The organism is Thioclava sp. F34-6 (genome assembly GCF_002213235.1).
Classification (GTDB): domain Bacteria; phylum Pseudomonadota; class Alphaproteobacteria; order Rhodobacterales; family Rhodobacteraceae; genus Thioclava; species Thioclava nitratireducens.
This window is the reverse complement of record NZ_NBOA01000006.1, coordinates 241315-257573: the sequence shown is the minus strand read 5'-3', so window position 1 is coordinate 257573 and position 16259 is coordinate 241315. Positions and strand designations below refer to the sequence as shown.

General features: G+C 65.4%; 18 protein-coding genes and 1 riboswitch. Of the genes, 9 read left to right on the top strand and 9 right to left on the bottom strand.

The annotated features are described in order from the left end of the window. Positions 1 to 107: 107 nt before the first annotated feature. A complete protein-coding gene (locus B6V72_RS14445) occupies positions 108 to 800 on the top strand; it encodes a hypothetical protein (protein ID WP_088735864.1) in 693 nt (230 codons plus the stop codon). A 31-nt stretch (positions 801 to 831) separates the two neighbouring features. Here the strand turns inward: B6V72_RS14445 and B6V72_RS14440 are convergent, their stop codons facing one another. Then, entirely contained in the window at positions 832 to 2433 is a 1602-nt protein-coding gene (locus tag B6V72_RS14440) for a DUF4139 domain-containing protein (RefSeq protein WP_088735863.1), read from the bottom strand. A gap of 173 nt (positions 2434 to 2606) precedes the next feature. After that, a riboswitch (TPP riboswitch) is annotated at positions 2607 to 2713 on the top strand. Positions 2714 to 2749: 36 nt separating this feature from the next. On the opposite strand from B6V72_RS14440, the gene thiB reads away from it, so the two are divergent. The 3 genes from thiB to B6V72_RS14425 are packed head-to-tail and all read left to right on the top strand — an operon-like array spanning position 2750 to position 5959. Further along, positions 2750 to 3742 carry a thiamine ABC transporter substrate binding subunit gene (gene thiB / locus B6V72_RS14435; RefSeq protein WP_088735862.1) on the top strand — a complete coding sequence of 331 codons (993 nt, stop codon included), beginning with the start codon at positions 2750 to 2752 and terminating at the stop codon, positions 3740 to 3742. Next, positions 3718 to 5280, top strand: a complete 1563-nt coding sequence (locus tag B6V72_RS14430; RefSeq protein WP_088735861.1) for a thiamine/thiamine pyrophosphate ABC transporter permease ThiP — start codon at positions 3718 to 3720, stop codon at positions 5278 to 5280. The genes thiB and B6V72_RS14430 overlap by 25 nt, the downstream gene beginning before the upstream one ends. Beyond that, positions 5264 to 5959, top strand: a complete 696-nt coding sequence (locus tag B6V72_RS14425; protein ID WP_088720146.1) for an ATP-binding cassette domain-containing protein — start codon at positions 5264 to 5266, stop codon at positions 5957 to 5959. The genes B6V72_RS14430 and B6V72_RS14425 overlap by 17 nt, the downstream gene beginning before the upstream one ends. 68 nt (positions 5960 to 6027) lie before the next feature. On the opposite strand, the gene B6V72_RS14420 is transcribed toward B6V72_RS14425, so the two are convergent. Further along, positions 6028 to 7158 (bottom strand): S-(hydroxymethyl)glutathione dehydrogenase/class III alcohol dehydrogenase, encoded by a 1131-nt coding sequence (locus B6V72_RS14420; protein WP_088720147.1) that lies wholly within the window; start codon positions 7156 to 7158, stop codon positions 6028 to 6030. A gap of 73 nt (positions 7159 to 7231) precedes the next feature. Here B6V72_RS14420 and B6V72_RS14415 point away from each other — a divergent pair, with 73 nt between their 5' ends. The 5 genes from B6V72_RS14415 to B6V72_RS14395 all read left to right on the top strand — a co-directional run bounded on the left by B6V72_RS14415 (position 7232) and on the right by B6V72_RS14395 (position 10604). Then, positions 7232 to 7600, top strand: coding sequence for an I78 family peptidase inhibitor (locus B6V72_RS14415; protein ID WP_088720148.1), 369 nt, complete (start codon positions 7232 to 7234; stop codon positions 7598 to 7600). Between the two features lie 5 nt (positions 7601 to 7605). After that, complete coding sequence (locus B6V72_RS14410; RefSeq protein WP_088722541.1) at positions 7606 to 7908, top strand: I78 family peptidase inhibitor; 303 nt, start codon at positions 7606 to 7608, stop codon at positions 7906 to 7908. Between the two features lie 287 nt (positions 7909 to 8195). Then, the gene (locus B6V72_RS14405; protein ID WP_075775706.1) at positions 8196 to 8543 is read left to right on the top strand and encodes a DUF2794 domain-containing protein; all 348 of its coding nucleotides are present in this window, start codon (positions 8196 to 8198) and stop codon (positions 8541 to 8543) included. Between the two features lie 107 nt (positions 8544 to 8650). Further along, the gene (aroC, locus tag B6V72_RS14400) at positions 8651 to 9751 is read left to right on the top strand and encodes a chorismate synthase (RefSeq protein WP_088727723.1); all 1101 of its coding nucleotides are present in this window, start codon (positions 8651 to 8653) and stop codon (positions 9749 to 9751) included. 232 nt (positions 9752 to 9983) lie between these two features. Beyond that, complete coding sequence (locus B6V72_RS14395; protein WP_075775704.1) at positions 9984 to 10604, top strand: TetR/AcrR family transcriptional regulator; 621 nt, start codon at positions 9984 to 9986, stop codon at positions 10602 to 10604. 21 nt (positions 10605 to 10625) lie between these two features. Here the strand turns inward: B6V72_RS14395 and B6V72_RS14390 are convergent, their stop codons facing one another. The 7 genes from B6V72_RS14390 to B6V72_RS14360 form a co-directional block, all read right to left on the bottom strand. Further along, positions 10626 to 11408, bottom strand: coding sequence for an NYN domain-containing protein (locus B6V72_RS14390; protein ID WP_075775703.1), 783 nt, complete (start codon positions 11406 to 11408; stop codon positions 10626 to 10628). A 91-nt stretch (positions 11409 to 11499) separates the two neighbouring features. Continuing rightward, entirely contained in the window at positions 11500 to 11847 is a 348-nt protein-coding gene (locus tag B6V72_RS14385) for an antibiotic biosynthesis monooxygenase (protein ID WP_088735860.1), read from the bottom strand. Between the two features lie 77 nt (positions 11848 to 11924). Further along, complete coding sequence (locus tag B6V72_RS14380; RefSeq protein WP_075775701.1) at positions 11925 to 12725, bottom strand: cytochrome c1; 801 nt, start codon at positions 12723 to 12725, stop codon at positions 11925 to 11927. 20 nt (positions 12726 to 12745) lie between these two features. After that, positions 12746 to 14062, bottom strand: coding sequence for a cytochrome b (gene petB / locus B6V72_RS14375; protein WP_075775700.1), 1317 nt, complete (start codon positions 14060 to 14062; stop codon positions 12746 to 12748). A gap of 12 nt (positions 14063 to 14074) precedes the next feature. Then, positions 14075 to 14635, bottom strand: coding sequence for a ubiquinol-cytochrome c reductase iron-sulfur subunit (petA, locus tag B6V72_RS14370; protein WP_075775699.1), 561 nt, complete (start codon positions 14633 to 14635; stop codon positions 14075 to 14077). 371 nt (positions 14636 to 15006) lie between these two features. Then, on the bottom strand, positions 15007 to 15720 hold the full coding sequence (locus tag B6V72_RS14365; RefSeq protein ID WP_088735859.1) for a response regulator transcription factor: 714 nt from the start codon (positions 15718 to 15720) through the stop codon (positions 15007 to 15009). Beyond that, positions 15720 to 16217 carry a MarR family transcriptional regulator gene (locus B6V72_RS14360; protein ID WP_088735858.1) on the bottom strand — a complete coding sequence of 166 codons (498 nt, stop codon included), beginning with the start codon at positions 16215 to 16217 and terminating at the stop codon, positions 15720 to 15722. Before B6V72_RS14360 ends, B6V72_RS14365 begins: the two co-directional genes overlap by 1 nt. Between the last annotated feature and the right edge of the window lie 42 nt (positions 16218 to 16259).

Sequence of the window (16259 nt, the reverse complement as noted above, 5' to 3'; positions counted from 1 at the left end):
AGGCCGATTGCTCCGCCTTGGGGAAAACCAATTGGCATTCACGGGCTGTTAAGCTTGATGCGCGAGGCTGCGGGTACCCCGCCCACGCCAACGAGCTTTGACCCGACATGTCACCTGCATCCCGACCGCATTCCCAGCATCGTCTCGTCTCCCTGCGGCTGCCGCTCGATATGATCGATCGCATTGCGGCGGAGGCGCGCGCGTTCGGCCTGCCTCCGGCAGAGCTGATCCGACGCGTCCTGCAGGAGGGGCTGGCGGAGGAGCCAGCCTCCGCCCTCCCCACCACGAAAGAGCCGCTGCCGGAAATGGCGGCGGTGCAAGCGGCGCTGGATCAGGCGCGCGATTGGTTCGATCTGCAACATCGGCTGCGGGATGCGGGCTTCGTGCTGCGGCTTGCGGGCGGGGGCGCGCTGGGTCTGCATGCCTGGCCGACGAACCGCTTCCTGTTGCTGCTCGACGAGATCGGGCCGAGCCTGACGGAGTTGGTGCTGCGCTTCGCCGCGCCGTTTCCGGGGGACGATGGCGGGCGCACCAAGATCGTCGGCGCGAGGTCTGGGCAGGGCGCGGCGGAAACGGTGACGGCACAGGCTGCCGCCGCCGAGTATGCCGCGGCGCAGGCGGCGGGGGCGCAAGCCGTGCCGGAGGAGAAGGCGTCCAAGGCGACCGAAAAGACCGGCGGTGCAGAGACACATCCCCCCGAGGCGGCGAAGGCCGAACCGCCCGCGCGCGGGTTCCTGCGCCTGTCGCCAGCGTTGCTCGCGAAACTGCGGGCTGCGGCGAACCCGCGAAACGCAGCCTGATCGCGCGCGGAGGCCTTTGCGTTACGCTGACCTAGCGCAGCACCTTGTCGGTGGGCCAACTCAGCGTGGTCTCGGTGCGGATCGTCTTGGTCTCGTCCGCGCCCAGATCGAAGCGCCATGCGAGCACGCCGCGGCGATGGTCGTAATCGGTCTCGCTCGCGGGCGGGGTCGCCTTGGTGGTGATTTTCAGGTCTTCCTGTTCGGAATAGGGTACCCGGTCGATCACCCGCATCGGCCAGCCTTTGTCCGTCAGGTTCTTCACCTCGATCTCGACGACTTCGCGGCGCTCATTGGATTTCGAGATGAAGCCGCTGTCGCCCTCCATCGTGTCGGGCATGCGGCGGTCCACGCGAATGCCCTCGATCGGCCCGAAGCCAAGCGTCAGATCGTCACCCGCCGCGACCATCGGGAGATGCGACTGGCCGACCAGCGCGCCATCGGCATAGAGGTTCGCGGGGCCGGGCAACAGGATCTCGCCGGTCCCGTTCTTGCCCTCGGCCACGCGATAGGCCTGCGGATCGGTCAGCGGGGCGGCTTCGGCGAAGACCTCCATCGGGAGGGTCTTGGAATCGAGGCTCAGGCGGAGATCGTCGACCCCGTCGCGCAGATCGACCGCGCTCGGGTAATGGTAGGTCACCGTTTCGCCCTGCATCTGAAGATCGGCGCGGTCGCTGATCGCTGCCTCCGCCATCGGCGCGGCGGCGCCATCCGATGCCGCGAGGGAGCGCTTCATCGGCACCGGTGCGGGCGGCGCATCCGGGTCGCCGATGTGCGCGAGGCGCGGATAGACTTCGCCCGGCTCTGCGCGCCCGCCGGGGCGAGCGGTCGAGAGCGTCAGGTCGACGTTACGCCAGTCCTCGCCGGTGGCCTGATGGACCGAGACGAAGCGCTCCATATCCACCGCGCCCTTGTCGCGGTCCAGCCGCAGATCATAGGAGGGCTGCCACCCGGCATTGTTAACGTAAGAGGTGATCGTCAGCGTGCCCGAGCCCTGCACCTTCGCGCTGAGCATCTCTCGATCTTTCGCCGGGTTCAGCAGCGCATCGAGCGCCGCTCGCGCCTGCTTCACCGCCTCTTTCGCGGGGTCGAGCGCGGCTTCCGCGCGGCGCGCTTCCGCTTCGGCGGCGATTGCGCGTTCGGTGGCCGAGAGAATCTGATCCTCCACCATCTGCGCCAGCGCGCGCAGCTGTTCGGGCGCGGTGACCTGCGAGTCGGTGTTCTTGAGATATGTGATCTGGTCGCGTGCGGCCTGCGCCTTGGCGCGGATCACGGCCACCGCGTCTTCCTTTTCCGCAAGGGCTTCCTTTGCAGAGGCCAGCCGGTCACGCGCAGCCTTCACCGCTGCGCTTTCGGTTCCGCTGGTCGCCGGCGCGCGCCCTGAGATCAGGCTCATCGCGCCGATCTGCACACCGTCACCCGACACCCGCAGCGTCGAGATGTCGGTGCCTTCGGGAAACCCCGGAACCAGCAGGTCATGGCTGCCCTCGGGCGCCTTCACCTCCACCTGCCGCACCACCTGCGCGCCCTGCGGAAAGAGCGTCACGGCCGTGATCTTGCCCGGCACCTCGATCGTGTCGGCCAAGGCGGGCAGGGCGGTCGCGGCCATAAGGGCCGCCGTCAGGGTGATGCGCATCGGTTCCTCCCAAATCCGTTCCGGATCGAGCCTGCGTCGCCCCGCGCGCAGTTGCAAGCCATTGAAATCCGGCGCCGGTCGTCACTGGCGGGAACTCGCCAGAGCATCCGGGCGCGGATCAGGGGCGCGGTGCCTACTTACCCTTGCGCCCGCGGCCGCGCGCGCTTAGGTTGCGCCCTACCTCGGGGTGCCAGCGCAAAGCTGGCTGAGATGCGATCCGCGCGAACCCGTTGAACCTGAACCGGTTAAGACCGGCGGAGGGAAGGTAGCCGGATAGTCCGGCCCCACTCCGCCCGGCAAGCCCAAGGAGTGAGGCATGAAAACCCACCTGATGCTTGCGGGAGCCCTGAGCCTGATCGCCACGATGGCGGCGGCCGAGGACAAGCCCGTGCTCACCGTCTATGCGCCTGATTATTTCACGAGCGAATGGGGCCCCGGTCCCGCGATCGAGAAGGGGTTCGAGGCGACCTGCGATTGCGATCTGAAATTCGTGGCGGGCGATGTGCTGCCGCGCATCCTGCTCGAAGGAGACAAGACCTCCGCCGATGTCGCGATCGGTCTGAACACCGACGTGACCGCGAAGGCGCGCGCCATCGGCCTGTTCGCCCCGCATAACGAAGACACCTCCGACCTGACCATGCCGGTCAAGTGGGACGATCCGATCTTTCTGCCCTTCGACTGGTCTGAACTGGCCTTCGTCTATGACAAGACCAAGCTGAAGAACCCGCCCACGAGCTTCCAGGACCTGCTGGATGCGCCCGACGACGCCTACAAGATCGTCATCGAGGATCCGCGCAGTTCGGTCGCGGGTCTGTCGTTGCTGCTCTGGGTGAAGGACATCTACGGCGACAAGGCCGAAGAGGCGTGGACGAAGATCGCGCCCAAGGTACTGACCGTGACGCCGGGCTGGTCGGAGGCCTACGGCATGTTCACCGACGGCGAGGCGGATATGGTACTGAGCTATGTCACCTCGCCCGCCTATCACATCATGGCCGAGGACGACGACTCCAAGGCCGCCGCGATCTTCCCCGAGGGGCATTACTTCACCCCCGAACTGGTCGCGCAGCTCAAGACTTCGAAACATCCCGAGCTGGCGCAGAAATTCATGGATTACGTGCTGAGCCCCGATTTCCAAGGCATGATCGCGACGGCGAACTGGTCCTTCCCGGCGAAACTGCCCCACGATCAGCTGCCTGAGGTGTTCCAGAAACTCCCGATGCCCGACAAGACGCTCTACCTGGGTGAGGCCGAGGCCGAGAAACTGCGCGGTCCGGCGCTGGAAGAATGGCAACGCGCCTTCTCCAGATAAGAGGCACGCCCATCTGGGCGGTGCTGGCGGGTGCGGCTTTGGCCGCGCTTGTCCTTGGCACTTTGGCGGCAGTGGCGCTCCGGGCAGGCGGGCTGACCGGCTTGCGCGAAACCGATCTCGCCGCAATCCGCTTCACGCTCTGGCAGGCGGCGGCCTCGGCGCTGATCTCCTGCGCGCTGGCGGTGCCTGTCGCCCGTGCGCTGCATCGCCGCCGCTTCGCCGGGCGCGGACTGCTGATTTCGCTCCTGGGGGCTCCCTTCATCCTGCCGGTGATCGTCGCGGTCTTCGGGCTGATCGCGGTCTTCGGGCGGCGCGGGCTGGTCAATGCGGCCCTCGCCCCGCTCGGCATGGATCCGATTTCGATCTACGGCGCGCAGGGCGTCATCGTGGCCCATGTTTTCTTCAACCTGCCGCTTGCGACCCGGATGATCCTGCACGGCTGGGAGGCGATCCCGGCCGAGCGGTTTCGCCTTGCCGCGACCCTCGGCTTCGGCCCTGCGGAGGTCACGCGTCACCTCGAACGTCCGATGCTGCGCAGCGTGCTGCCCGGGGCGTTCCTTGCGATCTTCCTCGTCTGCCTGACGTCCTTCGCGGTGGCCCTGACCCTTGGCGGCGGGCCGCGCGCGACCACGGTGGAGCTGGCGATCTATCAGGCCTTCCGCTTCGATTTCGACATGGGCCGCGCGGCGAGCCTTGCGCTGGTGCAGGTCGCGATCTCGGTCGTGGCGCTGCTGATCGCGGCGCGCGCCACCCTGCCGTCGAGTTTCGGCGCGGGGCATGATCGCCGCGCCGCGCCGATCCCGCAGCTGTCCGGCGGGATGGGGCGTGCGCTCTTCGACGCGCTCGCGATCGGGCTCGCAAGCGCCTTCCTTCTGCTTCCCATCGGCACCGTTTTCGCCCGGGGCATTCCGGCGGTGGCCAACCTGCCCGAGATGGTCTGGCCCGCGACGCTGACCTCTTTGGTGATCGCGCTGCTCTCCACGGTTGTGACGCTCGCCATCGCCCTGCCGCTCGCACTGGTGGCGACCCGGCAGCGCTGGGCGGAGATCGCGGCGATGCTGCCGATGACAGCGTCGAGCCTCGTGATGGGCACCGGCGCCTTCCTGATCGCGCGGCCCTTCGTGAACCCGACGAGCCTCGCGCTGCCAATGGTGCTGCTCACCAACGCCGCGCTTTCGGTGCCTTTCGCGACCCGCATCCTGATGCCCGAGATCCGCACGCTGCAGGCCGATTACGACCGGCTCGCCGCCTCGCTCGGGCTGCGCGGCATTGCCCGGCTTCGTCTGCTGACGGTTCCGCGCCTTGCCCGGCCGCTGGGGTTCTCGGCGGGGCTGGCCGCGGCCTTCTCGATGGGCGATCTGGGCGTCATCACGCTGTTCTCGGATGGCCAGACCCGCACCCTTCCGCTGGCGCTTTTCCAGCTCATGGGCTCTTATCGCATGGATCAGGCGGCGGGCGCTGCGAGCCTGCTGCTGATCCTCACTTTCGCGCTCTTCTGGGCGCTCGACCGCGCGGGGCATTATGCTGACCCTCGATAAGCTTCTGATCGAACAGGGCGATTTCCGCCTCGAAGCCGATTTCACGATCCCGGCCGGCGCGCGGGTCGCGCTGATTGGCCCCTCGGGGGCGGGCAAGTCGACGCTGCTCTCGGTACTTGCGGGGTTTCTTGGGCCGACCCGGGGGCGGGTGCTCTGGTGCGGCGAGGACATCACCGAGGCGCCGCCCGGCGAGCGTCCGCTCTCGATCCTGTTTCAGGATCAGAACCTCTTCCCGCATCTGCGGCTGGAGACCAACCTCGCGCTTGGCCTGAACCCGAAAGGCAAGATCGACGCAACCGACCGCGCCCGGATCGAGACCGCGCTGGCGCGTGTGGGCCTTGAGGGGATGGAGAGGCGCAAACCCGGCGCACTGTCGGGCGGGCAGCAAAGCCGCGCGGGCCTGGCACGGACGTTGCTCCGCGGTCGCCCGATCCTGCTGCTGGATGAGCCCTTCGCAGCCCTTGGTCCGGCGCTGAAATCCGAGATGCTGGCTCTGGTGGCCGAGATCGCCCGCGAACAGGGCACGACGGTCCTGATGGTCAGCCACGATCCCGAGGATGCGCGTGCGCTCTGCCCGCAGACGGTTCTGGTGGCCGAGGGCCGCGCCCATGCGCCGCAAGCGACCGGGCCGCTTCTCGACGATCCGCCGCCCGCGCTACGGGACTATCTAGGAGAGTAGGGGCTCTGCCCCTCTTCGCTGGCGCGAATTCACCCGGGGAGCCGGGGGCAGCGCCCCCGGCCTTTGGGTCAGTAGATCACGACCGAGCGGATCGACTCGCCGGCATGCATCAGATCGAAGGCCTTGTTGATGTCTTCGAGCGGCATCGTATGGGTGATCATCGAGTCGATCTCGATCTTGTCGTTCATGTACCATTCGACGAATTTCGGCACATCGGTGCGGCCCTTGGCGCCGCCGAAAGCGGTGCCTTTCCATGTCCGGCCCGTGACGAGCTGGAACGGGCGGGTGGAGATTTCCGCGCCCGCGGGTGCGACGCCGATGATGACCGAAACGCCCCAGCCGCGATGCGAGCACTCGAGCGCGTCGCGCATCACGTTCACGTTGCCGGTTGCGTCGAAGGAGTAATCCACGCCGCCGATCTGGTCGCGCTCGGTCTTGGTCAGGTTGATGATTTCCTGCGTGACCGAGTGGTCGAGTTTCGAGGGATTCACGAAATGGGTCATGCCGAACTTGCGCGCCATGTCCTCTTTCGCGTCGTTCAGATCGACGCCGATGATCATATCGGCACCCGCCATGCGCAGGCCCTGGATCACGTTCAGACCGATCCCGCCGAGGCCGAAGACGGCGGCGGTCGAGCCGATCTCGACGCCTGCAGTGTTGATCACCGCGCCGATGCCGGTGGTGACGCCGCAGCCGATATAGCAAATCTTGTCGAACGGCGCATCGTCGCGGACCTTGGCGAGCGCGATCTCGGGCATCACGGTGTGGTTCGCGAAGGTCGAGCAGCCCATGTAGTGATAGATCGGCGTGCCATCGAGCATCTTGAAGCGCGTCGTGCCGTCCGGCATCAGGCCCTGACCTTGCGTGTTGCGGATCGCGGTGCAGAGGTTCGTCTTGCCCGACAGGCAGGACGGACACTCGCGACATTCCGGCGTGTAGAGCGGGATCACGTGGTCGCCCGGCTTCAGCGTGGTGACACCTTCGCCGACTTCGAGCACGACGCCCGCGCCCTCATGGCCGAGGATGGTCGGGAAGATGCCTTCGGGATCGGCGCCAGAGCGGGTGAATTCGTCCGTGTGGCAGATACCGGTTGCCTTGATTTCGACGAGCACTTCGCCCGCTTTCGGGCCGTCCAGTTCCACTTCCATGATTTCGAGCGGTTTTCCCGCTTCGAGCGCGACTGCGGCACGGGTTCTCATAAGCGCATACTCCTTGTATAAATTCGGAGAGAGCCTGCGTTATCGGCGCGGCCAATGCAATGAAGGGTGCGACATGTTGAAACGATTTTTCGTCATGGGGTCGATGCTGGCGCTTGCGGCCTGCGACCCCGCCGGTCCGATGAGCGAGACACCCACCGATGGGGCATACCCCGCGCCCCAGCCCTATGCGCCCGCGCCCTATGTCACCCCCCCGGTGAGCGTCACGAAGGGCGGTTTGCAGGAGCGTGAGCCCGACACTTGCGGGGCGGTGAAATATACCTCGGTTCTAGGTCAGCCGGCGGCGCAGATCCGGACGCTCGGGATTACCAAACCCTATCGCATCGTCGAATGGCGCGGCGTCGAGGATCAGGTCTACAACCCGCAGCGCGTCGTGTTTCGTCTCGACTCGCGCGGGAACGTCTACAACATCGATTGCGGGTGAGCCTGATGGAGCGCGGCAGGGCGCGGATCGGGCTCATTGTCACGTTAGGGGTCGCAGCGTTCGGGTTGGCGGCCTGCCAACCCCGCGTTTCGCCGCCTCGGTCGGGCCCGCCCGGCGCGGGAACCTGTCCGCCGCCCGGGCTCGCGGCGCTCCAAGGGCGGCCTGAAACCGTGCTGGCGGCGCTCGATCTCGCGCGGCCGCATCGCATCATTCATCCGGGCGACGCGGTGACGATGGATTACGCCCCCGGCCGGGTGAATTTCGAGATCGACGAGAACGGCACGATCGACGCGGTGCGCTGCTACTAGGCAGGGGGGGCGCTGATGCTCTGCACATGAAAGAGCCCCGTGTCTGACCAGGACGCGGGGCTTCTTCTGCAGGAGGGAAAAGCGCCCGACGATACGTACTGGGTGGGGGCTGTTAACCGCACCGTCGGGCTTTAGCGTTTTCCGCTGACTACAGGATGTCGATGAAACCCGGCAGGAAGGCGCAGGAAATCAGGCTTTTTCTAGGTCATAATCCGGCGCGGCGAAGGCGCGTTCAACCTTAGCGCGGGTGGGCTTGATTTGCGCCGCGCGCGATGTACCCTTTGTAAATGACGGTTCAAACGCCTTCCCCCTATCCGAACCCTTCCGGCGCACCGGAGCAGATCGCTTTCGACCGCTCCGAGCTTGGCGTGATCCTGTCACTTTACGGGCGCGCCGTCGCGGCCGGGGAGTGGCGCGATTACGGGATGAGCTTCTTGCGCGATGTCGCGGTGTTTTCGATCTTTCGCCGCGCCGCCGAAGTGCCGATCTACCGGATCGAGAAGCGGCCCGCGCTGCGTGCGAAACAGGGGCAATATGCGGTGATCGGTCAGCAGGGGCAGGTGCTGCGGCGCGGCCATGATCTGCGCCAGGTGCTGCGCGTGCTCGAGCGCAAGCTGATCCGCGCGGTGGAGTAGGGGCGCTACGCGCTTTGAGAGAGTGTCGCCCCGCTGCCATGCACGTTGCCTCGCAGCCCCCGACTTGCTAAGCCAGCGCCGAAGGAAACCTGCGAGGCGCGCGTCCCATGTCGTTCAACACTTTCGGTCATCAGTTCCGCGTCACCACCTGGGGCGAAAGCCACGGGCCTGCGCTTGGCGCGACGGTGGATGGCTGCCCGCCCGGCATCGAGATTGACGAGGCGTTCATCCAGCAATTCCTCGACCGTCGCCGTCCGGGCCAGTCGAAGGAGACGACCCAGCGCAAGGAGCCTGACGCGGTGCGTATCCTCTCGGGCGTGTTCGAGGGCAAGACGACCGGCACGACGATCCAGCTGATGATCGAGAATACCGATCAGCGCTCGAAGGATTACGGCGAGATCGCGCGGCAGTTCCGCCCCGGCCATGCCGATATCACCTATCACCAGAAATACGGTATCCGCGACTATCGCGGCGGCGGGCGCTCGAGCGCGCGCGAGACGGCGGCGCGGGTGGCGGCTGGCGGTGTGGCGCAGGCCGCGCTTCGCCAGTTGGTCCCGGATCTGCAGATCTACGGCTACATGGTGCAGATGGGCGCGAAACATCTCGATCGCGCGAAGTTCGACCGCAACGCGATCCTGCAGAACCCGTTCTTCCTGCCCGACGCCGAAGCAGTGGACGAATGGGCCGATTACCTCGCGGCGATCCGCAAGGGCCAGAATTCGGTGGGCGCTGCGATCGAGGTGGTGGCCGAGGGCTGCCCTGCGGGGCTGGGCGCGCCGATCTACGCCAAGATGGATACCGAGCTGGCCGCCGCGATGATGTCGATCAACGCGGTCAAGGGCGTCGAGATCGGCGAGGGCATGGCCGCGGCGGCGCTGACCGGCGTGGAGAATGCCGACGAGATGGTGATGGGCCCCGAGGGCGTCGAATATCTGTCGAACCGCGCGGGCGGTATCTTGGGCGGGATCACCACCGGCCAGCCGATCACGGTGCGCTTCGCGGTCAAGCCGACCTCGTCGATCCTGACGCCGCGTCGCTCGGTCAATGTCGCGGGCGAAGAGGTGGAGGTGATCACCAAGGGCCGCCACGATCCCTGCGTCGGCATCCGCGCGGTACCGGTGGCCGAGGCGATGATGGCTTGCGTGATCCTTGACCAGTTCCTGATGGACCGGGCGCAGACCGGCGGTATTCGCGGCACGATCGGCTGAAGGGCGCCGCCCCCGTCGATGGAAGGCGAGATGACCGAGGAAAGAGGGGGCTCTGCCCCCGCTCCTGCGGAGCCCCCCGGGATATTTGGTGCCAAGCCGAAACAGGGCGGGAGCTTTAGCGGATTGCCGCGCGCGTGCCGCCATGACGTGACGTTGTGCGACCTTGCGGGATATAAACCGCGCGGTTTATTCTGCGGACCCCGGGGGGTCGTTTCCCGGAACCGGAGGACAGATGTCGCAGGCAGATCAGATCAATCGCGGACGCAAATTCGACCAGGTGCTCGAAGGCGCGCGCACGATCTTTCTGCGCGACGGGTTCGACGGGGCCTCGGTCGACGATATCGCCAAGGAAGCGGGCGTGTCGAAAGCCACGCTCTACAGCTATTTCCCGGACAAACGGCTGATGTTCGTCGAAGTCGTGCGCTCGCAACTGAAAGAGCAGACGGACAGCGCCGTCGCCACGATCGATTTCGGCGCAGCCCCCGAAGTGGTGCTTTCGCTTGCCGCGTCGCAGATCGTCGAGTCGATGAGCTGCAAGATGAACGAAGGGCTCTATCGGCTCTGCGTTTCCGAATCCGAGCGGTTCCCCGAGCTTGGCCGCGCCTTTTACGCGGCGGGGCCGGCGCTGGTGCACGAATTGCTGATGGATTACCTGCGCTGCGCGGTGGAGCGGGGCGAGCTGGTGATCGACGATATCGACCTCGCCGCTTATCTGTTCATCGAGCTGTGCAAGTCGGAACTGCATCCGAAGCTGCTGTTCGGGATTTGCGACAGCTTCAGCCGTGAAGAGAAAGAGCGCGTGATCCGCGGCGCGGTCGCGATGTTCCTTGCGCGCTACGGCGTCCCCACCTGAGCGCGGACCGATCTGGCCCGATCAGGCCAGATCGCGCACCATCCACTGATTGCCTTCGCCGCGCTGCAGCTGGAAACGGCCCGTCTTGATCAGCAGGTCGGAAAGTTTCGCGCTGCCATAGGTGCGGGTGTCGAAATCCGGGTTTGCCTGCGTGATGAACTGACCGAGCTGGCCCAGCGAATACCATTCCTCTTCCAGACCGATCGCCTTCATCGCGTTGACGATGATCGGGATCGCGGCCTTCGGCTCCTGCTTGCCACTCGAGGATTTCGGGGCGGCGGCACTGGTCTTGTCCGAGGCGGGCTTGGTCGCGGTCTCCGCGGTGCTCTCGCCATTGCCGAGGTTCTCGACATAGATGAAGCGTTTACAGGCCTTGCGGAAGGCTTCGGGGGTCTTCTGCTCGCCGATGCCGTAGACATCGAGCCCCTGTTCGCGGATGCGAGCGGCGAGGCGGGTGAAGTCGCTGTCCGAGGAGACCAGCACGAAACCATCGAACAGGTCGGAATGCAGGAAATCCATCGCCGCGATGACGAGGCCGATATCGGAGGCGTTCTTCCCCTTGGTATTGGCAAATTGCTGATCCGCGACGAGGCCGAGTTCGGCGACGCGCTTGGCCCAGCCCGCGAGGCGCTGCGCCGACCAGTCGCCGTAGATCCGGCGCACCGAGGCTTCGCCGAGCGAGGCGATCTCTTCGAAGATCGCTTCGGCATATCCGGCGGGCACGTTATCGGCGTCGATCAGCACGCACAGACGCGGGGCGCGGGAGGCGGGGCTGATATGCGGCAGGTCGGAAATGTCGGGCATTGTTACTCCTCGTGTCCCCTTCCAGATAGCCCGCTTGCCCCCGACATCCAAGAGCGCAACCGCATTGCGCGGCGTCAGCGGCAGGCGCGGTTCAGCGCCCCTCCGGACCGTCATACTGGCGTTCGACCTTGGCGACGCGCAGCGCGTAGTGGAGATACCAGCGATCCTTGCCGAGGCGTTGGGCGAGCTGGTGCTTCGCCACCGCCTTCCACGCAATCAGAGCGGTCTCGTCGGCCCAGTAGCTGACGGTGAGGCCGAAGCCTGTCCCGTCGCGTGCGCTTTCCACCCCGAGATAGCCGGGCTGCTGGGCGGCAAGCGCGGCCATCTCCGCGGCCATCGCGCCATATGCGTCGTCGGGTGCACCGCGGAGAGAGGCGAAGATCACCGCGTAATAGGGCGGGTCGGGCAGCGGCGCAAAGCCTGGCGGCGGGATAGACATCGGGCGGCTCCGGGAAATGGAAAACGCCCCCTCGCGGGCGAGGGGGCGTTCATCAGTCTAGCAGGTCGGACCCAGGCTTACAGATCGAACTGCTTACCCTTGTGGGGCGCCCAGAGCTTCTTGTTGGTCAGGTAAAGCAGCGTGCTCAGCACGATCAGCATCATCACCGCCACGAAGCCCCAGCGCTTGCGCGATTCCAGCTTCGGTTCGGCCGTCCACATCAGGAATGCGGAGACGTCCCGGGCCATCTGGTCGACGGTTGCGGGCGTGCCGTCCTCATACTCGATGAGGTCTTCCGAGAGCGGAGGGGGCATCGCGATCCAGCCACCCGGGAAGGCGTGGTTCTCGTAGAAGATCGAGCCCGCTTCTTCCTTTTCCTCGCCGGTGAAGCCGGTGAGCACCGCGTGGATGTATTCGGGGCCACCGATGCCGCGGAAGAACTGGTTGATGCCGAGGCCGTAGGGGCCGTGGAAGCCCGCGCGCGCTTTCGCCATCAGCGACAGGTCCGGACCCATGCCCATGCCGGAGATGAACGGGAAGTGGTCCGTCTCCTTGCCGGGGCGCTCTTCGCCGGTTTCCTTGTCCATCACGGTGAACTCGGCCGCGTAGGCACGCACCCAAGCCGGGTCCATCATCGGGCCGCCCTGATCCGCCAGCGTGCGGAACGCGACGTAGCGCAGCCCGTGGCAGGCCGAGCAGACCTCCCGGTAGACCTGGAAGCCGCGACGCAGCTGCTGCTGGTCGAAGGTCCCGAAGGGGCCCTCGAAGGAGAAGCTGATATCCTCGATATGGCCGCCTTCGGCCGCCACCGCCGGGTTCACCAGGGTGCTCGCCCCGATCACCAGCGCCGAGAGGGCAGAGATCAGAAGATGTTTCATTTTGTGTCCCTCTTCCTTACTCATTCAGCCGGTTTGATATTGTAGTGGTGGTTGAAGTCTTCCTCGATCGTCGCCGGCATCGCTTGCGGCTTCTCGATCAGGCCCAAGAGCGGCAGGATCACGAGGAAATAGACGAACCAGTAGGTCGCGCCGATCAGCGAGATGTAGGGATAAATCCCGTCGGTCGGCATCGCGCCCACCCACATCAGCACCATGAAGTCGATCGCCAGCAGCCAGAACCACCATTTGAACATCGGGCGGTACGAGCCCGAACGCACCTTCGAGGTGTCGAGCCACGGGGCCAGCGCCATCACGAGGATCGCGCCGAACATCGCGAGCACGCCGAAGAACTTGGCGTCGACGATACCGAAGGTGATCCAGTTGACGAACATCACGGCCCAGACGTCCGAGGTGAAGGCGCGCAGGATCGCGTAAAACGGCAGGAAGTACCATTCGGGCACGATGTGTGCGGGCGTCGCCAGCGGGTTCGCCTCGATGTAGTTGTCGGGGTGGCCGAGGTAGTTCGGCATGAAGCCCACGACAGCCGAGAAGACCAGCAGGATCACGGCGAGCGCGAACAGGTCCTTGATCACGAAATAGGGCCAGAAGGGCAGGGTGTCCTTCTCCGCTTCCGCTTTCGAGCCGGTGCGGACCGGAACGCCCGTCGGGTTGTTGTTGCCCGTGGTGTGGAAGGCCCAGATATGCACGATCACCAGGGCTGCGATCACGAAGGGCAGCAGGTAGTGCAGCGAGAAGAAGCGGTTCAGCGTCGCGTTGTCCACCGCCGGGCCGCCGAGCAGCCAGGCCTGGATCGACTCGCCGATGCCCGGGATCGCGCCGAACAGGCCGGTGATCACGGTCGCGCCCCAGAAGGACATCTGGCCCCAGGGCAGAACGTAACCCATGAACGCCGTGCCCATCATGCACAGATAGATGATCATGCCGATGATCCAGGTGATCTCGCGGGGCGCCTTGTAGGAGCCGTAATAAAGGCCGCGGAAAATGTGGATATAGACGGCGAGGAAGAACAGCGAGGCGCCGTTCGCGTGGATGTAGCGCAGCATGTAGCCGCCATTCACGTCGCGCATGATGTGCTCGACCGAGGCGAAGGCCAGGTCGACATGCGGGGTGTAATGCATCACCAGAACGATGCCGGTGACGATCTGCAGCACGAGGCAGAACGCCAGCACGATGCCCCAGATCCACCACCAGTTCAGGTTCTTGGGGGTGGGGATCATGATCGTGTCGTAGATCAGCCCGATGATGGGAAGACGCTTGTGCGTCCACTTTTCGAAGCCCGTCTTGGGCTCGTAATGGTCGTGGGGAATGCCCGACATCTAACTGCCTCCTCAGCCCAGTTTGATCGTGGTGTCATCGGTGAACTGGGCCACCGGGATGTTCAGGTTGCGCGGGGCAGGACCTTTGCGGATCCGGCCGGCGGAGTCGTAATGCGACCCGTGGCAGGGGCAGAACCAGCCGTGGTAATCGCCCGACTCGTTGCCGATCGGCACGCAGCCCAGGTGGGTGCACACGCCGATCATCACCAGCCATTCGCCTGCCTCGTCGAGGGTGCGGTTCTGGTCGGTCGCCTCGGCGCCCGGTTTGTTCGCGTTCTCGGCCGAGGTGTCGACCAGCTCGGACAGCGGAACCTCGCGGGCGTATTGAATTTCCTCTTCGGTGCGGCGGCGGATGAAGACCGGCTTGCCGCGCCATTTCACCGTGAGCTGCGTGCCGAGCTCGACGCCGGAAACGTCGACGAAGATCGACGAGAGCGCCTTGACGTCGGCCGATGCATTCATCTGGTTCACCAGCGGCCAGACGGCCGCGCCGGTCACCACCGCGCCGGTGCCGGCGGTGGCGTAGTAGAGGAAATCCCTCCGGGTGCCTGCGTTATTATCTGCGTGGGACACGTTGTCTCTCCTTCCCGGGCCCGCGAGGGGGCCGATAGTGACGTGCCGGGGCACGTCGCGCGGTGCCGCCAAACATGGCCGCTCTCATACCAATCACGAATTTGTCAGTCCAGAACACAATCAACTGAATTTGTGCTGAGGGGCAGTTAAATGTCGCTCTTGCAACAGATCACCCCGGGTCAATGGCCGTGCGTGCCGGGGAAGGGGGCCGCCCGGCAAGTTCAATGCACAAATGCCGCTCCCGATTGAGGAAAAGCGATTCGTGGCGTTTTGAACATGGAAAAGTTTCACATGCTTTAGCGTGAACTGACCAGAACCGCCGCCTGCCATGCCACTGCGAGGCGCAATCAAGATGTAGTGTCCGCCTCCGCTCAGTCGGGCGCGAGCATGTAGCCCAGACCGCGCACCGTCTGCAGGTAGCGGGGTTCGCGCGGGTCGCGCTCTATCTTGCGGCGCAGGCGTGTGATCTGCACATCGACCGCCCGGTCGCCTCCGCCTTCTTCGCCATTGCCCCGCTCGCGGCCCAGTTCCTCGATCAATTCCGTGCGGCTGACCACGTCGCCCGCATGAGTCGCGAAGATGCGCATCAACTGCACCTCTGTCGCGGTCAGCTTCACCGGCCTGTCGCCATCCCACAGCTCGCCCCGGTCCTGATCGTATTTCAGCGGCCCCAGCGAGAGGTATTTCGGGCCGCTCTCGGTTTCCTGCGGAACCCGGCGCAGGATCGCGTTGATCCGCAGCAGCAGTTCCTTCGGCTCGAACGGCTTTGCGAGATAGTCGTCGGCGCCGGCTTCGAGCCCCTCGATCCGCTCGCGCGTCTCGCCCCGTGCGGTCAGCAGCAGGATCGGCGTGCTTACCGATCTGCCGCGCAGGTCACGGGTCAGGCTGAGCCCGTCTTCGCCCGGCATCATCACATCCATCACGATCAGATTGAACTCCAGCCCCGCCAGCAACGAGCGCGCATGGCCCGCGTCGCGCGCCGCGGTGACGAGAAAGCCGTGTCGCTGCAAAAAGCTTTTCAGCAGCGTCCGGATGCGTTCGTCATCGTCGACGATAAGCAGATGAGGTTCGGCCGAGTAGGGCATCAGTCGTCTTTCATCATTTGATAGAGCTTGTGCAGATCGGGGCCCATCATCGCCTCGAGCACCTGCCGGAAACCCGCCACCGCCTGCGGCCCCGCCGCGCGATAGGCAGAGCGCATTCGCCCCCGCTGCGCCTCGGACAGTGCACGTTCCAGCGTCTCGCCCTCGGCCGTCAGATGCAATCGCCGCTCGCGCTTGTCGCGGACACCGACGCGGCTTTCCACCAGCCCGTCCTCGATCAGCGTGCGCAGCACCCGGTTCAGTGATTGCTTGGTTACGCCCAGAACTGCGAGCAGCGTCGTCACCGTCAGCCCCGGCTGGCGGTTGATGAAATGCAGCGCACGGTGATGCGCGCGTCCGTAGCCGTATTCTTCGAGCAGTCGGTCAGGGTCGGCGGTAAAGGCGCGATAGGCGAAGAACATCGCTTCGATGCCCTTGCGCAATTGCTCGTCCGTCAGGAAAAGAAGTGTCTCGCCCCCGGGGCTGCCGCTATCTGCCATATCGTCCCTCTCTTTTGCGTGACTTTATGTCAGCCTTGTTGA